Source organism: Paenibacillus turicensis (assembly GCF_017873435.1).
Taxonomy (GTDB): Bacteria; Bacillota; Bacilli; order Paenibacillales; family Paenibacillaceae; genus Fontibacillus; species Fontibacillus turicensis.
Genome location: NZ_JAGGKG010000016.1, coordinates 33,926 through 54,383, shown reverse-complemented (window position 1 = coordinate 54,383; position 20,458 = coordinate 33,926). Strand labels below are relative to the sequence as shown.

General features: G+C 40.1%; 16 protein-coding genes and 1 other RNA gene. 12 read left to right on the top strand and 5 right to left on the bottom strand.

What is annotated here, in order from left to right; genetic code table 11:
* Positions 1-14: 14 nt before the first annotated feature.
* The 6 genes from J2Z32_RS15665 (at position 15) to J2Z32_RS15640 (ending at position 5,807) form a co-directional block, all read left to right on the top strand.
* On the top strand, positions 15-1,307 hold the full coding sequence (locus J2Z32_RS15665; protein ID WP_210090180.1) for a glycoside hydrolase family 140 protein: 1,293 nt from the start codon (positions 15-17) through the stop codon (positions 1,305-1,307).
* On the top strand, positions 1,308-2,735 hold the full coding sequence (locus J2Z32_RS15660) for a 6-phospho-beta-glucosidase (protein ID WP_210090117.1): 1,428 nt from the start codon (positions 1,308-1,310) through the stop codon (positions 2,733-2,735). It begins immediately after the preceding gene.
* Positions 2,736-2,959: 224 nt separating this feature from the next.
* Complete coding sequence (locus tag J2Z32_RS15655) at positions 2,960-4,057, top strand: LacI family DNA-binding transcriptional regulator (RefSeq protein WP_210090116.1); 1,098 nt, start codon at positions 2,960-2,962, stop codon at positions 4,055-4,057.
* A gap of 5 nt (positions 4,058-4,062) precedes the next feature.
* Complete coding sequence (locus J2Z32_RS15650; RefSeq protein WP_210090115.1) at positions 4,063-4,512, top strand: OsmC family protein; 450 nt, start codon at positions 4,063-4,065, stop codon at positions 4,510-4,512.
* 131 nt (positions 4,513-4,643) lie between these two features.
* A complete protein-coding gene (gene secG, locus J2Z32_RS15645) occupies positions 4,644-4,877 on the top strand; it encodes a preprotein translocase subunit SecG (protein ID WP_210090114.1) in 234 nt (77 codons plus the stop codon).
* A gap of 366 nt (positions 4,878-5,243) precedes the next feature.
* Positions 5,244-5,807, top strand: coding sequence for a hypothetical protein (locus J2Z32_RS15640; RefSeq protein WP_210090113.1), 564 nt, complete (start codon positions 5,244-5,246; stop codon positions 5,805-5,807).
* 97 nt (positions 5,808-5,904) lie between these two features.
* Here the strand turns inward: J2Z32_RS15640 and J2Z32_RS15635 are convergent, their stop codons facing one another.
* A complete protein-coding gene (locus J2Z32_RS15635; RefSeq protein ID WP_210090112.1) occupies positions 5,905-7,371 on the bottom strand; it encodes a methyl-accepting chemotaxis protein in 1,467 nt (488 codons plus the stop codon).
* 364 nt (positions 7,372-7,735) lie between these two features.
* On the opposite strand from J2Z32_RS15635, the gene rnr reads away from it, so the two are divergent.
* From rnr to ssrA, 3 genes are all read left to right on the top strand, one after another.
* The gene (gene rnr, locus J2Z32_RS15630) at positions 7,736-10,642 is read left to right on the top strand and encodes a ribonuclease R (protein WP_210090111.1); all 2,907 of its coding nucleotides are present in this window, start codon (positions 7,736-7,738) and stop codon (positions 10,640-10,642) included.
* 262 nt (positions 10,643-10,904) lie between these two features.
* Complete coding sequence (gene smpB, locus J2Z32_RS15625; RefSeq protein WP_210090110.1) at positions 10,905-11,384, top strand: SsrA-binding protein SmpB; 480 nt, start codon at positions 10,905-10,907, stop codon at positions 11,382-11,384.
* A 156-nt stretch (positions 11,385-11,540) separates the two neighbouring features.
* Positions 11,541-11,907: a transfer-messenger RNA gene (ssrA, locus tag J2Z32_RS15620) on the top strand.
* A gap of 223 nt (positions 11,908-12,130) precedes the next feature.
* On the opposite strand, the gene J2Z32_RS15615 is transcribed toward ssrA, so the two are convergent.
* From J2Z32_RS15615 to J2Z32_RS15605, 3 genes are all read right to left on the bottom strand, one after another.
* On the bottom strand, positions 12,131-12,637 hold the full coding sequence (locus J2Z32_RS15615; RefSeq protein WP_210090109.1) for a GNAT family N-acetyltransferase: 507 nt from the start codon (positions 12,635-12,637) through the stop codon (positions 12,131-12,133).
* A gap of 196 nt (positions 12,638-12,833) precedes the next feature.
* Positions 12,834-13,520 (bottom strand): esterase/lipase family protein, encoded by a 687-nt coding sequence (locus J2Z32_RS15610; RefSeq protein WP_245251522.1) that lies wholly within the window; start codon positions 13,518-13,520, stop codon positions 12,834-12,836.
* Positions 13,521-13,732: 212 nt separating this feature from the next.
* Entirely contained in the window at positions 13,733-14,386 is a 654-nt protein-coding gene (locus J2Z32_RS15605) for a hypothetical protein (protein WP_425343011.1), read from the bottom strand.
* Positions 14,387-14,851: 465 nt separating this feature from the next.
* Here J2Z32_RS15605 and J2Z32_RS15600 point away from each other — a divergent pair, with 465 nt between their 5' ends.
* From J2Z32_RS15600 to J2Z32_RS15590, 3 genes are all read left to right on the top strand, one after another.
* Entirely contained in the window at positions 14,852-15,328 is a 477-nt protein-coding gene (locus tag J2Z32_RS15600; protein ID WP_210090107.1) for a copper amine oxidase N-terminal domain-containing protein, read from the top strand.
* A gap of 369 nt (positions 15,329-15,697) precedes the next feature.
* On the top strand, positions 15,698-17,011 hold the full coding sequence (locus J2Z32_RS15595) for a BaiN/RdsA family NAD(P)/FAD-dependent oxidoreductase (protein ID WP_210090106.1): 1,314 nt from the start codon (positions 15,698-15,700) through the stop codon (positions 17,009-17,011).
* Positions 17,008-18,369: a BaiN/RdsA family NAD(P)/FAD-dependent oxidoreductase gene (locus J2Z32_RS15590; RefSeq protein ID WP_245251520.1), complete on the top strand. Its 1,362-nt coding sequence runs from the start codon at positions 17,008-17,010 to the stop codon at positions 18,367-18,369. Before J2Z32_RS15595 ends, J2Z32_RS15590 begins: the two co-directional genes overlap by 4 nt.
* A gap of 259 nt (positions 18,370-18,628) precedes the next feature.
* On the opposite strand, the gene J2Z32_RS15585 is transcribed toward J2Z32_RS15590, so the two are convergent.
* Positions 18,629-20,449 (bottom strand): alpha/beta fold hydrolase, encoded by a 1,821-nt coding sequence (locus J2Z32_RS15585; RefSeq protein ID WP_210090105.1) that lies wholly within the window; start codon positions 20,447-20,449, stop codon positions 18,629-18,631.
* Positions 20,450-20,458 lie beyond the last annotated feature (9 nt).

Genomic DNA, 20,458 nt, shown 5'->3' with positions numbered 1-20,458 from the left:
GAAGGATGAGCATGATGATTAAACTGAGTATTTCAGACAATAAAAAGTATTTTGTTAATGAAGGAAAACCGTTTTTCTACTTGGCGGATACGATATGGAGTGCGTTTACGAATATTACGTTAGAGGAATGGAGCTATTATTTGGATTATCGCAAAAGCCAAGGCTTTAATGTGCTGCAAATGAACCTGCTTCGGCAATGGGATGCTAGTGGTTGTACGTTAAATTATGAGCCTTTTCAGCTATGTGAGGATGGGACGTATGATTTTTACTCCTTAAATGAGGACTATTTCTCAAGGGCCGAGCAAATGGTCCAAATGGCAGTCGATAAAGGTTTCGTGCCTGCACTTGTATTGCTATGGTGTAATTACATTCCTGATACTTGGGCATCTAAAATCCGTGATGACAAAAAGATGCCACTAGATGCGGTTGAGCCTTATGTTAATGTCGTTGCTGATCGATTTTCTAAATTTTATCCAATTTATATCGTCAGTGGTGATACAGATTTCCCTTCGCAAAGGGCAACTGAATATTGTGAAACGGCGCTTCATGTTATAAAGGAGCGTAGCCCAGAATGCTTAACAACCTTGCATATTCAAGGCCGGCTTGCTGAACTACCAGAGTCGTTTATTCATGATTCTAATTTAGACTTCTATATGTATCAATCTGGGCATAACATACAGTTCCAATCCACGGCGTATACGTTAGCGAAGCATTTTAGCAATCAGCCTGTTACTCGGCCTGTCCTGAACTCCGAGCCTTGCTATGAAATGATGGGATATAGTCGCCAGCTGTATGGTCGTTTTAGTCGTTCTGATGTGCGAAAGGTAGCATGGCAAAGTGTGTTGTCAGGGGCAGCTGCTGGGATCACTTATGGGGCACATGGAATATGGAGCTGGCACAAGAAGGGCGAGCGGTTTGGCGTTACTGGCGAAGGTTTTGATAGTCCTTATGATTGGCAAACTGCACTTAAATTTGAGGGCGCATGGGATTATGGATTTATGAAGTGGATATTCCAGATGTACCAACTAGCAGGTTTAAAGCCATGGGATATTGTACTTAAAAATACAGAGGAAATTGCTGTAGCGACGACAGATGATTTATCTAAGGTTGTGGTCTATGTGCCTGTGAATACGGTACTAAAGCTAGACGCTGATCTCAGCCACTACCGATTTACTCTGATTGAGCTTGAGCAACGAAAAATTGCAGAGGTAACAGCTACAGTAAAGGATAATATCACAATAATCGGAATGCATGATTTTACTTGTGATGTATTACTAATTGGTCAGAAAATAGATGAGGTGATATAAATGGGGCTAAATCCTAATTTCTTGTGGGGTGGAGCAACGGCGGCAAACCAAAGTGAAGGGGGTTATAACTTAGGTAACAGAGGTTTGTCTAATGTTGATTTATTGCCAATGGGTAAAATTCGCGAAGAGGTGATGGCTGGCAAAGTGAAAATGCTCGATTTTGATCCCAATTATTATTATCCTGCTAAGCAAGCAATTGATATGTATCAACATTATTTAGATGATATTAAGTTATTTGCTGAAATGGGCTTTAAAACTTACCGCATGTCGATTTCTTGGACAAGAATTTTCCCTAATGGCGATGAAGAAACACCCAATGAGGAAGGGCTTAAGTTTTATGAAAATATATTTTTACAGCTACGGAAATACAATATTGAGCCACTAGTCACGTTGGCGCATTTTGATGTGCCTGTGGAGCTGATTAAAAAATACGGGTCATGGCGGAATCGTAAAATGGTGGCTTTGTTTGAGAACTATTGTCAGACTGTATTTACTCGTTACAAAGGATTGGTCAAATATTGGTTAACCTTTAATGAGATAAATATGATTTTACATGCACCATTTTTGGGGGCGGGTTTGGTTTTTGAAGATGAGGATCATGAACAGCAAGTGAAATATCAAGCGGTGCACCATCAGTTAATTGCTAGTGCGCTCGCAACTAAAATTGCCCATGAAGTTGATCCTGAAAATAAGGTCGGCTGTATGCTGGCAGGTGGAAACTATTATCCGTATTCCTGTCGACCTGAGGACTACGCCAAAGCCATCGAAAAGGATCGGGAAAGCTTCCTGTTTATTGATGTTCAAGCTAGGGGGGCCTATCCCAACTACGCATTGAAAAAATTTCAGCGAGAAAATATTCATATCATTATGGAGCGAGGAGATCTTGAACTTCTAAAAAGCCATACCGTTGATTTTATTTCATTTTCTTATTATTCCTCAAGAGTGGTCACCACGGATGATTCTGTTACTCATGAAACGGCAGGGAACATTTTTAAATCGGTTAAAAATCCTTATTTGAAATCGTCAGAGTGGGGATGGCAAATCGATCCTTTAGGATTAAGGTCAGCATTAAATGTAATGTATGATCGTTATCAGAAACCACTATTTATTGTGGAAAATGGACTAGGTGCGATCGATCGACCTGATGAAAATGGCAACATAGAGGATGATTATCGTATTGACTATTTACGACAGCACATTAAGGCGTTTAAGGCTGCTGTGGAAGAAGACGGTGTAGAGCTAATGGGATATACAACATGGGGTTGTATTGATTTAGTGAGTGCGACTAAAGGTGAAATGAGTAAGCGATATGGCTTTATTTATGTAGATTGTGATAATGAAGGAAAAGGAACCAGGAAGCGTAGCAAGAAAAAATCATTTTATTGGTATCAAAAGGTGATTCAAAGTAACGGGGAGGATTTGGACTAGAATATTAAAGTGCGGTCGCTTCAATATATTGCAACTGGGGCGATCGCATTATTTTTATGCTTTTACATAGGTTCATTTTAGCTTAGTTTACTTAATTTCATATAAACTTTTAAATAATTAATGTTATAATTCAGTAGTGAGCATTTTGGATAAACATTCATGATCATATTATACACGATCATATTATGCAAAATGCTGAGTACTTTGAATCAGGAGTGGTATTTGTGAAAATAGATGATATAGCCAGACTTGCCGGAGTGTCTAAATCGGCGGTTTCCTTGGCTTTAAATAATAAAGCTGGTGTAAGCGAAGCGACCAGACAACATATTTTAGAAATATCACGACAAAATGGATATATTCCACGTACATTTAAAAGTAACAAGGTAGCACCTAAGAACAATACTTTAATTCGATTTATCGCCTGTAAAAATGTAGATATCGTTACTGAGCATTATGAATCGCAGCCCTTTTTTAATGAATTAATACATCATTTAATGTCCTATGCAGGTGAACAAGGGCATACACTTGTCATTTCATCGGTATCGGTTCAAAACCTGAATAAAGAAATTGAAACGCTAGAAAGTGAGCAGTCTTCTGCGGGAATTTTGCTGTTAGGAACAAACTTAACTGCAGATATGATTGAGTCTGTCTTATCTGTCCATAAAAATGTCGTCGTAATGGATACTTGCTTAGAACAGGTGGATGCCAGTATTGTGGGAATCAATAATTATTTAGGTGGGTATCAAGCAGGGAGGTTCCTCTTGGGCCAAGGCTATAAATCCATTGGTTACGTTCAGTCCGATGTGCGAATTGTAAACTTTATTAAACGGAAGCAAGGCTTTGAAGCAGCTCTTAAGGAAGGAGGGCTACAATTAGAGGATAAGCTCACTTATTATATGAATCCGATGTCTGTCGTCTCGCAGCCTTCTTTTAAAGCGGAAATTGAGCAGATTAAGGCTAATAGTAAGGCTGAGCAATTACCTGAGGCTATTTTTTGTGAAAATGATTATATGGCGATTAGTGCAATCAAAACATTTCAAGAGCTAGGCATCAAGGTACCTGAAGAGGTTGCAGTGATGGGCTTTGACAATATTTTTGAAGCGGAAATTATTAGCCCTGAACTAACGACGATTCAAGTGAAAAAAGACGTGATGGCTAAAACCGCGATGGATGTCCTACTCCAAAAAGTGAATCATGCTGACGCTAGCCATCGTAGTAATCAAGCTGAGCCTAGCCATGTGATTAACGATGGTATTAATGTGCAGGTATATGTAAATACGGAGGTTATTGTACGCAAATCTACTTCGCTAAAGGAGGTCTAAGCTCCATGAAGCATATATTTAAACTAGATGCCACTTGGGAGGGTGGGAGAAATAGTAAAGGAATTATAGAGGCAGGCAATTTAAAATCAACAGTTTCAATACCAGTTCCAATGGGTGGGCCTGGGGTGGGGACAAACCCTGATGAGATGCTGTTAGGTGCGGCTTCGACATGTTACTTAATTACGCTAGCGGCGATGTTAGAGCGTGCAGGTATTGTACCTGCTTCACATACCCTTCATTCCGAAGCGACCGTAGATGTAACCAATAATATTTTTACTTTTGAGTCCATTGTACATCGTCCAACTATTGAGTTAAAGGAAGGTTCAGATACGGCGATAGTAGAGCATGTGCGTCGTCTAGCCATGCAGGCGGAAGGAGCATGTATGATTTCCAGAGCTGTTGCAGGGAATGTGCAGGTTACTGCTGAACCCGTGATTAATATAGTCTGTAATTAATATAGTCTGTGATTTTTATTTTGCGTGTTTAGCCTCCTTTGGAGAGCTGCCCATAACTAATCATTGTGTTCTTATACAGGCTATGTTAAAATATAAATGCTGTTTATACCAGTCTTTAGGAGGTGGGTTGAATGGAAATCCTATTAAAAATATTGCTTGTGATTTTCTCGATCGGTCTAGTTGCTGCGGTCTTACTACAAGAGGGGAAAAGCGCAGGTCTGTCCGGTGCCATCTCCGGAGGTGCGGAACATCTTTTTGGTAAATCAAAGGCACGTGGTATGGAATTAGTACTACAACGTGTAACGGTAGGACTTGGAGCCGGATTTTTTATCTTATCAATCGTAGTTGCGATTGTAGTTAAATAATGAACGGATTGAACGAAATCAATAAGTAATTATTCAAAGGCGTATACAATTTTGTATGCGTCTTTTTATGTTTTATTTTATTTACCCCTATTTAACCCTCCCCTTTAATTAAGCCACTCATACATAAATTGTACTAGTCACACAGTCCTATATAAATGAAAGTTTTATTAGTTTTTTATCAAGGTAAAAAGAACCAATTTATCGAAATATGGTAACTTTTAATCACATTATTGGACTATATGTTAAATATTGTATTGCCCTCAAAATAGGAATCATATTACTATTTTAGTATACAAAGCCCATATGCTAGGAAATTAGGGTGTTTAGTTGGTGCTTTTGGACCTTCTGAAAGAATGGGGGAAAATGATGTTTAAAATAGTAGAAAACGAAGAAGAACGATTGATTTTTAATCAGATTTGGACACAAGCTTGGGTTGAAAAGGGATTTGAGCTTGAGTATTTTGATGAAGTGTTAGATCAATGTCTTATTTTTGATGAGCATCGCAATCCTGTAGCCACAGTTGAAATAAAGCCCTATCATCCAAAACATCAAGGAGATTTGGACGAGATAGCTCCATTCCATAAGCAAGCGTCGATTCAATCAGATCCCAATCATATTGCTGAGGTTGATAAGGTTGCCATTTTACAAGAGAATCGTCGAGGGAAAAATTTAGATCGTTTATTAGCAGCAATTGTGTTATATGCAGAGCAAAATAATATTCATCATTATGTGACATTGCTGGAACCCATTTTATTCCGTGCTTTAAAGGTTTCTTATCATGTACCGATGTCACGCGTAGGAGAGAAAATTTTTTATAAAGGGGATTACGTTATTCCTGCAATCATTCATGCAGAGCAATTTTATCAAGCTAAGGAAACGTACCCGTGGTTTATGAATGTATGTCATAGTGTTTCAGAGCCCATTACATAATTTGATTACAATAGATGTGCCCATCATAGTAGCAATGCACAATACATAAAATAGTTTTGCATTGCCAACTATGATGGGCGCATAATGTTTTTTTAAGCTATTCTTTCGAAAGGGTAGAAATCAGCTCGTCCAGATCTTGATATAACTTCACAATTTCCGCGATTTTTCCGTCCTGCGCTTCAATACTTGCCAATATTTCTTCGGTAGTACTCATATTATTTTCAGTACCCTCTGCAATAGATTGAATATGCTCTACGATATTATTGTATTTTTGTTTAATTTGTGTCATTTGGGCATCTGCTTGATCGGAGTGTTCACTAATATTTTCTGATTCGGCCGCTACAGTATTTACAAATTGAGTGATTTCCCCAAATTTACTTTCACTTGCGATAATGGCCTCATGTCCTACCGCAACCTCTTCGCTAACATTTACAATACGTCCCATTACATCCTCTAAAATCGAGTTAATCTCTTCCGTTGATGCACGAGAATGCTCGGCAAGCTTTCGTATTTCATCGGCGACCACTGTAAAGCCTTTGCCATGCTCACCCGCATGTGCGGCTTCAATCGCTGCATTCATAGCCAAAAGATTAGTTTGCATGGAAATCGTGTAAATAGTTTGTACAATGGTGCTAATTTGTTGGCTTTGCTCATTTAATTGGTCCATTTGATGAACCATAGATGTGATCGTTTGCTTTAAACCTTGTATTTGCTGAGCAAAAGTTTTGATTTCCCCTTTTACATTATGGGTATTGCCTAGCATCGTATCTGATAACTCATGTAGTTGGACAGAGCTGTCTACAGATTGTTGGATTACATCGTTAACGGTATGTACAGAGGCATTGATGTCTTGTAAATTATGAGTTTGTTTCTCCATACTTGATGACACTTCACTAAAAGCAAGTGTTATTTCCTTGGAAATGGTTCCAGTAACCGTTACATTATCTCTCAAACCAGCACTTAAATTGGTTAGAACATCAATGGATGATTGGAGCTTTGTTAATACAGCATCACTTTCCGCTTTTGCTTGCTCAGTATCGCGTTGCTTTTCCAAGACTGCCTTTTGTAGCTTCTCACTAAATCTAGCGGCAAAAGCAAGGGCTACTGTCGTAAAACACAAAAATAAAAGCAAGTAGCTTAGTGGTTCGCGCGTAAACATTTTATCATGGTAAAAAGGAGTGAAATAAAAATAAAGGGTTGTGGCTATTCCCAAAATTCCTGCAAACACAATAGGCTTATAATTCGAATATAACGTCATTAACCCAAGATTTAAATAAACGAGCAGATACGTTCCGATAATTGGTTCTGGATCTTGGAAGATTAAAAGAAATGTTAATGCGGCAACGATAAGTGGAATGACAAACATGACGTATTTTGTGCCTCGGTTAGCATAGGTCATATAAGTAGCGATAGAACAGCAGATGACAGACACGATGGAAAGAGTCATGAGCATGGAGCTGTCAACACCAACCATAATATCCGTAACAACACCTAAAATTGCCATGATCCAAATTATTTTGACAAATAGTTTATTTCGGGTTTGCAGTATTTTCATATTATCCATTACGTTAATTTCTCCTTCTATAACATGAATTTTTAAAACAACTAAATAGAAAGCACCACTATAAAATGCACAATATTCTTTATTTCGGCAAATGCTGGTAGGAAATTTAGTAAAATATAATCATTTTTTTAATAAAATATTTATAATATCATTTGTATTTTTTTCACTATTTTATGGAATTCAATGTATTGAGGGAAATAAATACATTTAATGAATGGTTTCCATACAAATGACTAAGAAAATCAAAGATAAATGTAAAATGTGTCTCTTTACAAAGTAAGGATGTAATGATCAATAATCGTGTATACTAGGATTAACCAAATGAAAATAGGAAAAATTTAGAGCGTACATTTGAGGTGACATAATGATAAATGAAGTTGGGTTGCTTTCTTTTATGAAGGAAACTGCCTATAAGCCAATGACGATTCAAGAGCTGAAGGAGCATTTTGAGTATGTAAGTAAAGAGGAAATCAGTGACTTTAAGGCATTATTAGATAAGTTAGAGCAAGAGGGACAGATCATTTTAACGAGAAATGGTAGGTATGGAGTCCCTGATCGGATGGGATTAGTAAAAGGACGGCTACAGGTGCACGCTAAGGGATTCGCTTTTCTTATTTCTGAAGAGCCTGATCATCCTGATGTCTATGTACATGCCAATGATCTAAAAAGTGCAATGAATGGAGATATTGTGCTTGTTCGGGTGAATGCGCGAGGGTCTAGTGGTGGAAAGCTTGAGGGTGAGGTTGTCCGCATTGTTAGCAGATCCATCACTCAAATTGTTGGGGTATTCCAGCATAATAACTCATACGGATTTGTTATTCCAGATGATAAACGTGTGCATCGTGATATTTTTGTACCTATGGAAAGTTTTTTGGGTGCTGTAGATGGGGACAAGGTTGTCGCAAAAATTGTGAGTTATCCTGAAGGTCGTACCGCTGCGGTAGGTGAAATCATTGAGATTTTAGGGCATAAAGATGATCCTGGTGTCGATATTTTATCTATTATTCGTAAGCATCAGCTTCCTGAGGCTTTTCCAGTTGATGTTATGGCTGAAGCTGCGGCTGCACCAGATGTCATTGCGGAAGAGGAGATTGTTAAGCAAGGGCGACGTGATCTAAGAAATAAGGTTATTGTTACGATTGATGGCGAGGATGCAAAAGACTTAGATGATGCTGTACATGTCGAGCGTTTGGAAAATGGAAACTTGAGATTAGGTGTGCATATTGCAGATGTTGGTTATTATGTACGTGAAAACTCACAACTAGATCAAGAGGCGTACAATCGTGGCTGTAGTGTGTATCTAGTGGATCGTGTCATTCCGATGCTGCCGCATCGATTATCCAATGGAATATGTTCATTAAATCCTAAGGTAGATCGGTTTACCTTGTCATGTGAAATGGAATTTGACGAGCATATGAAGGTTGTTAATCATGATGTGTTCACGAGTGTTATTCGTACGACGGAAAGAATGACTTATACCAATGTACGCAAAATTTTAAAAAATGAAGATGCTGAAGTCACTGAAAGATATGCAGATTTAGTGGATACATTCAAAACGATGGAGGATCTAGCACTTAGACTGCGTAAACGCCGGATGGGGCGGGGAGCGGTTGATTTTGACTTTGCCGAGGCCAAAGTGCTCGTGGATGAAAACGGGAAACCAGTTGATATAGTGAAACGTGACCGCTCCATTGCGGAGCAGATTATTGAAGAGTTTATGCTTGCAGCCAATGAAACGGTAGCAGAGCATTTCCACTGGCTTAAGGTTCCGTTTATTTATCGGATTCATGAGGACCCAGATCAAGAGAAGCTGATGAACTTTATGGCGTTTGCGGCTAACTTTGGTTATGCGGTGAAGGGGGGAAAAGGAAATAAGGTGCATCCTCGTGCCTTACAGTCCTTGTTAGAGGAGATTTCTGGAACAAAGGAACAAACAGTCATTAGTACCATGATGTTACGTTCCATGAAACAGGCGAAATATGACGCAGAAAGCACAGGTCACTTTGGCTTAGCTGCTGACTTTTATACTCATTTTACTTCACCAATTCGTCGTTATCCTGACCTTTGTATTCACCGTATTATTCGTGAGGTTATTGAAAACAAAGGCGTATTGCCTGAAGCAAGACAGGAGTATTTGGCGAGTCGTGTCGGGGAGATTGCCCAACAGTCTTCAGAGCGTGAGCGGCTTGCGGTAGAGGCTGAACGGGATACAGAGCAACTGAAGAAGGCAGAATTTATGCTGGATAAGGTTGGAGAAGAATTTGTTGGCATTATTAGTAGTGTGACAAGCTTTGGGATGTTTATTGAATTAGATAACACCGTAGAGGGCTTAATCCGCCTAAGTGCGATGTATGATGACTACTACAATTTCCATGAGCAACACATGGCGTTAATTGGGGAACGTACTTCTAAAATTTATCGCATTGGTGATGAAGTGAAAATTCGGGTAGCCCGCGTCAATATGGACGATCATACAATCGACTTTGAACTTGTGGATAGTAAAGGAAGACGCAGAGAACGTGGCTTGCCAGATAGCTATAGAGGTAACGCAGGAAGCGCTGGTACAGGTTCTAGATCAGGTACTAAGTCAGGCTCTAGTCCAGATAGAGGTTTCCGCTCAGATAAAAAAGGGAAGAAAACTCGTGCGGGTCAAGGTGGAGGTTACGGCGCTAATAATGGCTCTGGGGCTGTCTCTGGATCAGAACGTGGTAAACGCAAGGGCAAGGCAGAAAGTAACTTTGTTGGTTCTGGTGGCTATGGCGGTCGTAAATCTAAAAGTAAAAAAGGTGGACGTTCAGGAGAGCCGTTAATTTTCGGTAGAGACAGCAGGGATAACAGAGATAGTTCAAAAGTAGGTCATGTTGAAGCAGGTCGAGGAACACATAGCCACGGACAAGGTCAGGGACAAGGAGAATCACAAGGACAAGGGCAAGGAGAATTAAAAGGTCAAGGTTCAGAGCGTAGTGGAATTCGCTTTGAATTTGGCTCTGGTAAAGGTGGTTATTCCCAGGGAGTCAATCCTAACTATAATGATCGTGGTGAACGTAGAGGCAAAAGTAACCCAAAAGGCGGCGGTAATGGCCAAGGCAGACGGAAAAAAACGTCTAAAAGTGGCATTTTTGTAGGCGAGTCCTTTTCGGCTGGAAATGGAAGTAATGGTGAAGGAAACCAAGGGGAGTCTGGCCCACCAAGAGAAGGGAAAAAGCGCAAAAAGAACAAAGGGAAGTCAAACCAAGCTACCGCCGCATTTGTTAGGAAGAAAAGGAAGTAGGAAAGTAATTAAAGTTAAATTTTTATCGCTCATGTTCAGGTTTCAACTTGAATTAATAATAATTAGGCTGGAATCTGAGCATGAAATAAAAATTATTCAGGTGATCTGTTAAGTTTGTTTGATTTTACTACCTATTATTGCTACAATTATAGTCTAGCTTTGTGAATGAATTTCGTTAATGTTTCGTTCTATAACGCAGGTATGTAAGCATTTGACAGGTAAAAATGTTCAATTGTAAAGTCGATGAAGGAGTGAAGGTAGCATGGGGAAAAAAAATGATGGTAAAGTGCTAGCGCAAAATAAAAAGGCCTCCCATGATTATTTCATCGAGGATACGTTTGAAGCAGGCATGGTGTTGACTGGAACTGAAATAAAGTCTGTTCGTAATGCTCGGGCCAATATTGGGGATGCTTTTGCTACGATCCGTAATGGAGAGATTTTCATTCATAATATGCACATTAGTCCATTTGAACAAGGGAATCGGAATAATCCATCTGATCCAACACGGACACGCAAGCTGTTGATGCACAAAGCTCAAATCTCTAAGTTGCTTGGTTTAGCTAAGCAAGAGGGATACACGATTGTGCCACTAAAGGTATATGTGCGTAATGGCTACGCTAAATTGTTGCTTGGCTTAGGTCGAGGTAAAAAGCAATATGACAAGCGCGAAGCGGCGGCAAAACGCGATGCACAACGCGATATCCAGCGTGTACTTCGTGAAAAGCAAAAGATCGCTAGATAATTTTTTGTTTTTACGAATTGTGGTTAATTTGTAAGTAATCTTTACTACTGACGTGATGATTGCTGTGCTATACTAGGGATGTAACAAATTAGATGTACTCTTATATTGCACCTAGCTTGATGCTAACCGTACGATTAAACGTACACCTTTTATTACGGGGGCGTTTTTTGGATTCGACGGGGGTAGATCGAGCGTGGGTAGCGGGTAGTGGGGACGCGGCCACTTCATCAACGCTAAAGCCTATTAAATGGCAAAACACAAAACAACTACGCTTTAGCAGCTTAATAACCTGTTAGCGTGCTCCTCTCCTGCATCGCCCATGTGCCGGATGTAGGGGCTCAACTTTAGTGGGATACGCTGTTACATCTCCGCCTGGGGTGTGCAGAAGAAGACAATCAGGCTGGGTTTAGTGAAAGCCAGTTGCAGGGCGTTTGCTAGACCGACATTAAAACTGTGACTACACCCGTAGACACCTATGTGGCGTTGCCTTCGGACAGGGGTTCGACTCCCCTCGCCTCCATATGTAGTATGAGAAACGGACACCAGTTGGTGTCCGTTTTTGTATATCAGTATATTTTAGGTAATACTAATTACTATATTAATAGATTTTGAGTGAGAACATTGATCTTAATGACTAGTGAGAACATTGATCTTAATGACTATTGAAAAGGAAAGGTTTTCAGATTATAAGAAATTAGTTAGAGATATAATCAGGGAGGAACGTTGCTTTCTTTATTCAACCGTACCTATATCTTCTTTTCATATAAATAAAATAGTCCCTTTCTCCAATTTGCTTCTCCTACTCTTACATAACCTATCTTCTCATATAATCGTAAAGCAGATGGATTTAATGAAAAAGCATCTAATCTAATAGATTTAATCCCATTTTTTCTTAACATTTTTTCAATTAGTACCATACTACGAGTACCAATACCTTGATTTTGGAAATCAGGATTAACACATAATCTATGAACTATGCTAAAAGATTCATTTCCATATTTCCAATCGCCATTAATGTATTCTTCATCATAATTACTATTTAGTACAAAAGCACAAGCTATTTTATTAGCCACTACTCCAATGAACATTTCACCTTTTAATATGTCTTCTTTTAAAATTTCCTTGTTTGGATAAATGTTATCCCATTGATTAATTCCGTTGCTCGCCATCACTTCAATCGCATTTTTAAACATTTTTTCTACATAAACTAAATCTTCTATCGTCGCTATTCTTAATATTAGTTCTGTACTCACTGTAATTTCTCCAATTCATTTTATTGATTACAAGTTACTGCGTGGTGCAAGGGATAAAGAGGTATATATATATCAGATGATGTGGCATTTAAACTTGAATATTAACGATTCCAAAAATTATACAAAAGAAGCATTGTAACTAAGAATCTAGTTAAATCTGACTTAAAGCCTATCTACAGATCTAAGTGAGACAAACTCATTGCCAAGCATTTGAAAAAGAGACTGATCTAGAAGATAGATCAGTCATTTCGAAGTGTAACCTACGTTGCTTCTCTACAAGTGCAGCCTTAATCAAGGCATTAATTCTGGAATTATAGAGCAAGCCGATATGAGATACTAGATTAACGGAGATATTGTCCGCCCCGTCCAGTCTGAACAAAATAGGCGAAACGATGGTATCGCTGGTTGAATAAATTGAAGTTACTATCACGCCTCTTGGTGCGCTACTTGTTGTTAAGCGATTCGCTCCACCTAGCGTAATCAATTTATCTACTTTATCAATGCCTCCTCGGTTCAGAATATAATATAAGCTGTTGGCTCCTCCCATACTATGAGCAACAATATGAACCTTTGAATGTCCTGTTTGACGAAGCACATCATCTACGAATCGGCTAATTGCCGCTGAGTTCAAAAGTTGGTTTCCTGCCTCGCTTGGTAGATCAATTGCAAATAACTCATTAGTTGCCCATCCCTCTCTACGCAGATACCTTTCAATTAACGTAAAGTTACTGTCTGACCCAGTTAATCCATGAACAAATACGAATGGAGTACGTGCAGTTGCGGCGGATGCCTCCATACTTAGTCCAAACCAGTTAAAGTAAAAGCAAAAATCATACTCATCAAAATAATAAACAGAGACCTTAATTTTTTCAACTCTAATCATCCTCCTATGATATGAGATATATTAATTTAAAATACTTTAATTGAAATAATATGGAGTATTAGCCTGATTTTCATAGAAAGAATCTCATTTTTAATTTATTATTTTGAAAAATATAGGCTCTACAAAAAAACCAAACTATTCACAGAAATTCAATCAGAATTTACTGTACTAGTTTGGGTTAATTAGTTCTTACTGCATGCAACACTTTTTTATTAATGCTGATTATTAAACACAGGTTCTGTTCTTAGAAAATAGTTATTCCTTACTTCTGCAGTCCAATTGGCAAAAACCTCTCTCCATTGAATACTGTTAAAAAATTGTTCTACGGATTGGTTTTCTGAATCCCAATCAACAAAAATGTTGAGTGGTGTAATTCCCCCAGTCCATATTCCATTGCTCACGTCCGTTCCTGCTTCTCTAACTAATAATATCGGAATTCCGAATTGAAAAGCCATCGCAGGCTCAATTTGAGAAAAGGTAGATCCTTCCCAGAATGGGGTGGTTGTTGGTGGCGCCCCTACGTTTGATTCCAAAATCTCAACAAAAAATCTCCGAAAATTAATAGCTAGTAATCCGTAACTAGAAAATACTAGGCGTCGTATATTCGTCAAAATATTTTCTGGATACTGTTCGCTAACAGGTAGAGTACGTGGGAAGAGTAATGCATCTTCAATTTCCAAAACAAGACGATTTAAAAATTGTGCTTGAATATCGTTTACAGTATTTGTTGTACTTAAAAATATAGGAATTCGAAAAGCGCGATTTGCACATGTATCAATAGCCATAGAAATAGAACTTATAGACGAATCAGAGTTTGTTGAGCTAGTCTTTACATTCCCACGTACAGTTGGGAGTTTTCTGACCATGCTGACGGGAGAAGTCTGCCCCTTTTGCTGAATTTTATCTTTATTCTTTAAATTACTCAATACACACATCTCCAATGCAAAATAAACTAGTTTTAGTACACCAGTTTATGTGCATTAGCCCAATTGTGTTACTAAAGAGTTCTACCTATGCCACCAGTAAGATAATTCGTGTAAATATCGAGATTTCTTTAAATGCTCCAATGTCGTGTATAACGTTTGCTGTAAACCATTATAATGGTGCTCTGACAACTCAATTGGATGCTCTAATGGGATAGGTTGCCCTAATTTGAATTTGTATTTTTTATTATGCAAAACTTGGTTATCTTAATTCTATCTTAATTTCCATCCTTACGCACCTATACTCGCTATTTATATGGTAATATTTTATTGCAATGGGAAAGAACTGTATTATTTTAGTTAAGCGATTAAGCATAAACAAGCAAATAATTATAAAGGAGAATGGATATGTTTAAAAAGAGATTAGTAGTGTCGTTGCTTGCACTGGCAATGGTATTTAGTGTTTTTGGGGCTACTGCTTTTGCTGAGAAAGTGGAGGTTTCAGTACAAGTAGATGGAAAAACAATTGAGTTCCCTGATGAGAAGCCTTATTTTGATCAGGATAGTGTAATGATTCCTGTTCGTTTTGTAAGTGAAGCTTTAGGAGCTGAGGTAGAGTTTGAGAAGTATTTAATTGATGAGCAGTATTATTTTGGAGTTAGGCTTGAATTAAATGGGACAAAAATTAATATGCCTGTAAACAGCAAGATCGTAGAGGTTGGAGATCGTAAAGTGCAGCTTAAGATTCCATCACGTTTTCATGGGTACAGAGTTTATGTGCCAATTCGCTTTGTTTCTGAGGCGTTAGGTGCAGAAGTGAAGTGGGATGCTGCCAAGAAGATGGTAATTGTAACTACAGGGGCAGAGTCCAAAAACGAAGAGTAGATATATTCTATAGGTCAAGCTGCTGCAATTGAGGTTGTTTGTATTTCTAAAAATAAACATATTTATGTAAAACCCCGACAGCAAGAGATCGGGGTTTTTGATATTTTGTGCGGATGCGGGGGGATTTTAAATCAACACATCAATCTCATAATCGCCGATTCAATTCTTCTTCGGTAAGGACAACCGTCCATGCAAATCCATAACCGCACTAGGTTGTGGTTTTTTTCTATATTTAGGGTATTACTGTAACGAGACGTGATGTCAGGAGTATTCTATCGGTTATGCTATAATTATACATAGTGTAGTTTCATTCAGAAAAATCACATTTCCTATATATAAATTATTGGACAAGGGGTGCATTGAACAACCATGCTCGATTATCAGACTTCCCTACACCACAAGTTGATTATTATCGGTGCAGGCGCATCAGGACTCATGGCCGCCGTTACAGCGCGGGATTTGGGTATCGATACCGCCATTCTAGAGGGGAATGACCGTATTGGGAAAAAAATTGCAATGACAGGCGACGGTCGTTGCAATATTACGAACGATTCCACTATGACGGATACCGACGACGAAGTAGTGGCATTATCGGGAAAGTATCACAGCAGTCAGGATGAATTTCCGTTGCCTGTGTTGCAGCAATTTGGCATCCGTCAAACCATTGACTTTTTCAATATGCTTGGATTGCCACTCACAAAATTGAAAGAAGGCTTAATGTATCCGATGTCGCTGCAGGCTGCATCTGTGTTGGATATTTTCGAGCTTGCTCTGGAGGAACGGAATGTTCCGGTATACCTTAACAACAAAGTGCTAGATGTTACCGTATCGACGGATCATCCGCGATTCAAGATTACATGCCAAAATGAGACAGACGAGCAGGTTGTCTATACCAGCGAATACCTGTTTATATGTACGGGCGGCCTCACTGGCCAGAATGCGGGGACGGATGGTTCTGGGTATGTACTTGCTCAAAGCATGGGGCACGCCATGGTCGAGCCTGTTCCGGCAATTGTGCAATTAAAGGTGCAATACCCATACATGAAGGCTCTATCGGGCATTAAACTTCAGGGACGAGCACACATTCTCGTGAATGGCAAGGTCGTTCGCAGTGAAACCGGTGAAATTCATTTCGCCGATTACGGCTTTTCTGGACCACCGATTCTTCAACTCAGCCGGATCGCCGCCGTTCATCTTTCGAGAGGGGATTCCGTGACTTTATCCATCGATTTGATGCCGAACCGCACGAAGGAGGAGGTTATCGAATTCTTGGAGATGAACTGGGGGACATTCACACACCGGCCAGTTGCGGAGTCCTTCATCGGGTTTTTACACAAGAAGCTGATCCCTGTCTTGCTGAAGGAGGCAAAAATCGATCAAGAGCCAAACCTCCTTTGCCAGGATCTCTCATGGAAAACAAAAGGAATCTTCTATAAAATACTGAAGCGTTGGGAATTCAAAGTAACAGATACCCATAGCTTCGAGAAGGCACAAGCGACAGCCGGAGGTATCGTTACAAAAGATCTCTTCGCCGACACGTTGGAATCTAAGCTCGTGCCGGGGCTCTATTTCGCTGGCGAGGTGATGGATGTCGACGGCGAGTTCGGCGGATACAACCTGCAATGGGCCTGGAGTTCCGGATATACGGCCGCAATGGCGTTGGGGAGACATATTTTCAAATGAAGACATTAGAAAAAGGAATGAATTCAACACATATGTATAAGTCGAAATCTACAATGCACCACGAGCTGTTTATTATCGGTGCAGGCGCTTCAGGTCTTATGGCCGCGGTTACTGCACGAGATCGAGGGATCGATGTCGCAATCATTGAAGGCAATGACCGGGTAGGAAAGAAGGTGCTCACAACTGGCAATGGGCGTTGTAACATTACGAACCAATCCACGGCAAAGGGTACGGACGAGGCGGTTGCACTATCGCATAAATATCACAGTAACCAAAAGGAATTCCCACTGCCTGTGCTTCAGCAATTTGGCGTTCGACAAACTGTCGATTTTTTCAACACACTCGGCCTTCCGTTGCTCGCCATTGAGAATGGCCGGATGTATCCGATGTCACTACAGGCTGCATCTGTATTAGAAGTTTTTCGAATCGCGCTAGAAGATCGGTATGTTCCGATACACTTCAAAACCAGGGTGATGGATATTACCGTATCGCAGGGGCATCCGCGATTTACGATTTCGTGCCAAACGGAGGCAGAGGGCGATGTCGTGTATACTAGCGATTATCTCTTTATATGTACAGGCGGCCTTACCGCACCAAAGACAGGAACAGATGGATCTGGTTATATGCTTGCCCAGCGACTGGGACACACAATGATCGATCCTGTACCAGGGATCGTACAGTTGAAGCTGCAATATCCGGATCTAAAGGAGTTGTCTGGCGTCAAATTCGAGGGGTTAGGTCATATCATCGTCAACGGCGAGGTTATTCGCAGTGAATATGGGGAAATCCTCTTTACAAACTACGGCGTTTCCGGCCCACCGATTCTCCAGCTAAGCCGGAAGGCTGCGTATCAACTCAAAATGGGAGAAACAGTAACCTTATCACTTGATTTGATGCCAGACCGCACTGAGGAGGAAGTCGTCGATTTTATGACTACGCATTGGGGGACATTCGGCTACCGAACTGTTGCAGCTTCCTTGATTGGAATTTTTAACAAGAAGCTGATCCCTATTCTGTTGAAAGAAGCGGGGATCGATCATCAGCCGAACCTCCTATGTCAGGATTTATCGTGGAAAGTTAAGAAAACCTTATGCCAACTCATAAAGCGTTGGGAATTTATTGTAACAGATACCAATGGTTTCACGAATGCACAAACGACTGCCGGTGGCATTGATACAACAGAGTTAAGAGAAGGAACACTAGAATCGAAGCTAGTACCTGGGCTCTATTTTGCCGGAGAAGTGATGGATGTTGATGGAGATTGCGGTGGCTATAATTTGCAATGGGCCTGGAGTTCAGGCTATTCCGCTGCAATGGCACTTGCTGATCAAATTACAGGTATCATGAAACAAGATTGATATTTGTTTGCTCCTTGCACGCAGGGAACACGTCGGCGAATTGTGGATTTGTACATCCACGGTTCGTCTTCACCAACATGTAACCCCCCGACCTCTTACGGTCGGGGGGGAGCTAGTACGCCCAGCATGGACGTCATCTCTAGGCTGAAAGGTCTGAGCGGGGGCTTTCCGCCCTTTCCAAATCGATTTTTAGAGAGAAGAATCAGTGTTTCTGGATTTAGTAGATTCATGCAACACTATTTCTACCAGAAGTCCTACTTCAAACCTTCAAAACCTGACGAATCCAGTGGGCCGTTTGTTCGGGACGTTCAATAGGAAATTGATGGCCATATGGAATATGAGCAATATCAAGGTGTTCGTATGACTTTGGAATATGATATTCTTTGTCCATGTCTCCCCATAATATGTTGACCTTGGTCTCATCCCACTTCTTAGGATCCAGTTGAATAGACTTCGATTCTGTTAACGATGACATGACCGTGGCGTTAGTTGTGCGGATGCGGGGTGATTTTAAATCACGAACCACATCATGTACATAATCCTCTAAATATTTGCTGGGTGCTACGAAATTTTTGTTTTTAAGCAGCTCTCTTTTCAGCTTGGCAGGCTTCATATATTTTAAAATTAGTTTTGTGACACCTTGAATTTTGTATTTAGGTTTTATAGGATGCAAGACAGGCTGCAGCATAATAAGCTGATGGATCAGTGAAGGCTGGCGTTGCATGACTCGGGCGGCAATCAAACCGCCAAATGAATGGCCAACCAATATAACGGGTTTATTTAACTCGATAATCATGGCTGCTACACTATCTACATAGCCTTCTATAACAGAAGGTTCATGGTGGTATGGAGTGCGTCCAAATCCGGGTAAATCAATGAACCATGTATTAATATCACTTAAGGATTCTGCGATAGGCAATAGGGCATCCGCACCGCTAAACGTCCCATGAAGAAAAATAACAGGGATGCCATGCGTATCTTTTTCCAATGAGATTAAATTCGTTCTTCTTTGTTGAGAAAAGCTCTCCTGCCGCTTCACTCCTAAATGATTTAACCGATAATCCAGATCGCTTACTATAAACGGCAGTGTAGATGGCACGATGGAAAATTTTATCTTACTTAGTTGTTCGATTTCTAATTTAGTATCGATGGGGAATTCTGATTTGACAAGAAAGTTCATGGACTCCTTTGGAATGCCAAGAAGCTTTCCAAAACCCATTCCAAGAATGGTTTTTAATAACGGAAACGATACTGTCCCAAAGGGCTTGGCTGTTCGCAGTTCTTTTGCAATAAGTTGAATCAAGGCTCGAATGGATGGACTCGCTTGTTTACTATCTAATAAATAGTAGGTATTACTTGATAATCCTTCTGTATCAGCAAGCTTTGCAATAAATGAGGCAACATGATCAACGTGTACCATGGGCAACCAGTAGTCATCGCCACCTGGAACGAGTGGCATAAGGTTTCGTCTCACTGCATCGATTAAGATACTAAGACCCCCGAGCTGCTCCGTCTCCCCTGAGAAGGAATTCCCAACGACAACACTAGGATTAACTGTAGATAATGGGATGTTCATAGCATGAAGAGATTTACGTATATAGGAGTCTGCTAGAAACTTCATTTTTTCATAGGGCGGCTCTTTATCTAGCACGTGATCCATATCCGACAGTGCATTTTGTTCATGATAAGGACTCATGAAACCTGAGAGATGGATGAAATGCTTTAAACCTTTTGCGTTATCAATATCTTTGGCCAGTTGAACAAGGGATCTGGCTGGATAGAGAAAAGATTGCTCTGCTTCACTGAGGCTTAACCCGATATCCATGGGGCCGCCTGCATGGATGATCAGATCCGTGGTAAGCATTTGCTTATAGCTAGTATCATCTAAACCTAATCTGGGTTTAGTTAGATCGCCAATGACTGGCAGGATGTTAGGCTGTTGATTGGTCGGTAATTGGTTTACGATTGCATCCAAACGGCTTTTTTGACGTACGAGTACATAAACTTGGTGCTCAGAAGCCAATTCAGGGAGCAGATGTCTTCCGATAAAACCTGTTCCGCCAGTTAAAAAGATATTCATAGTAGAAAT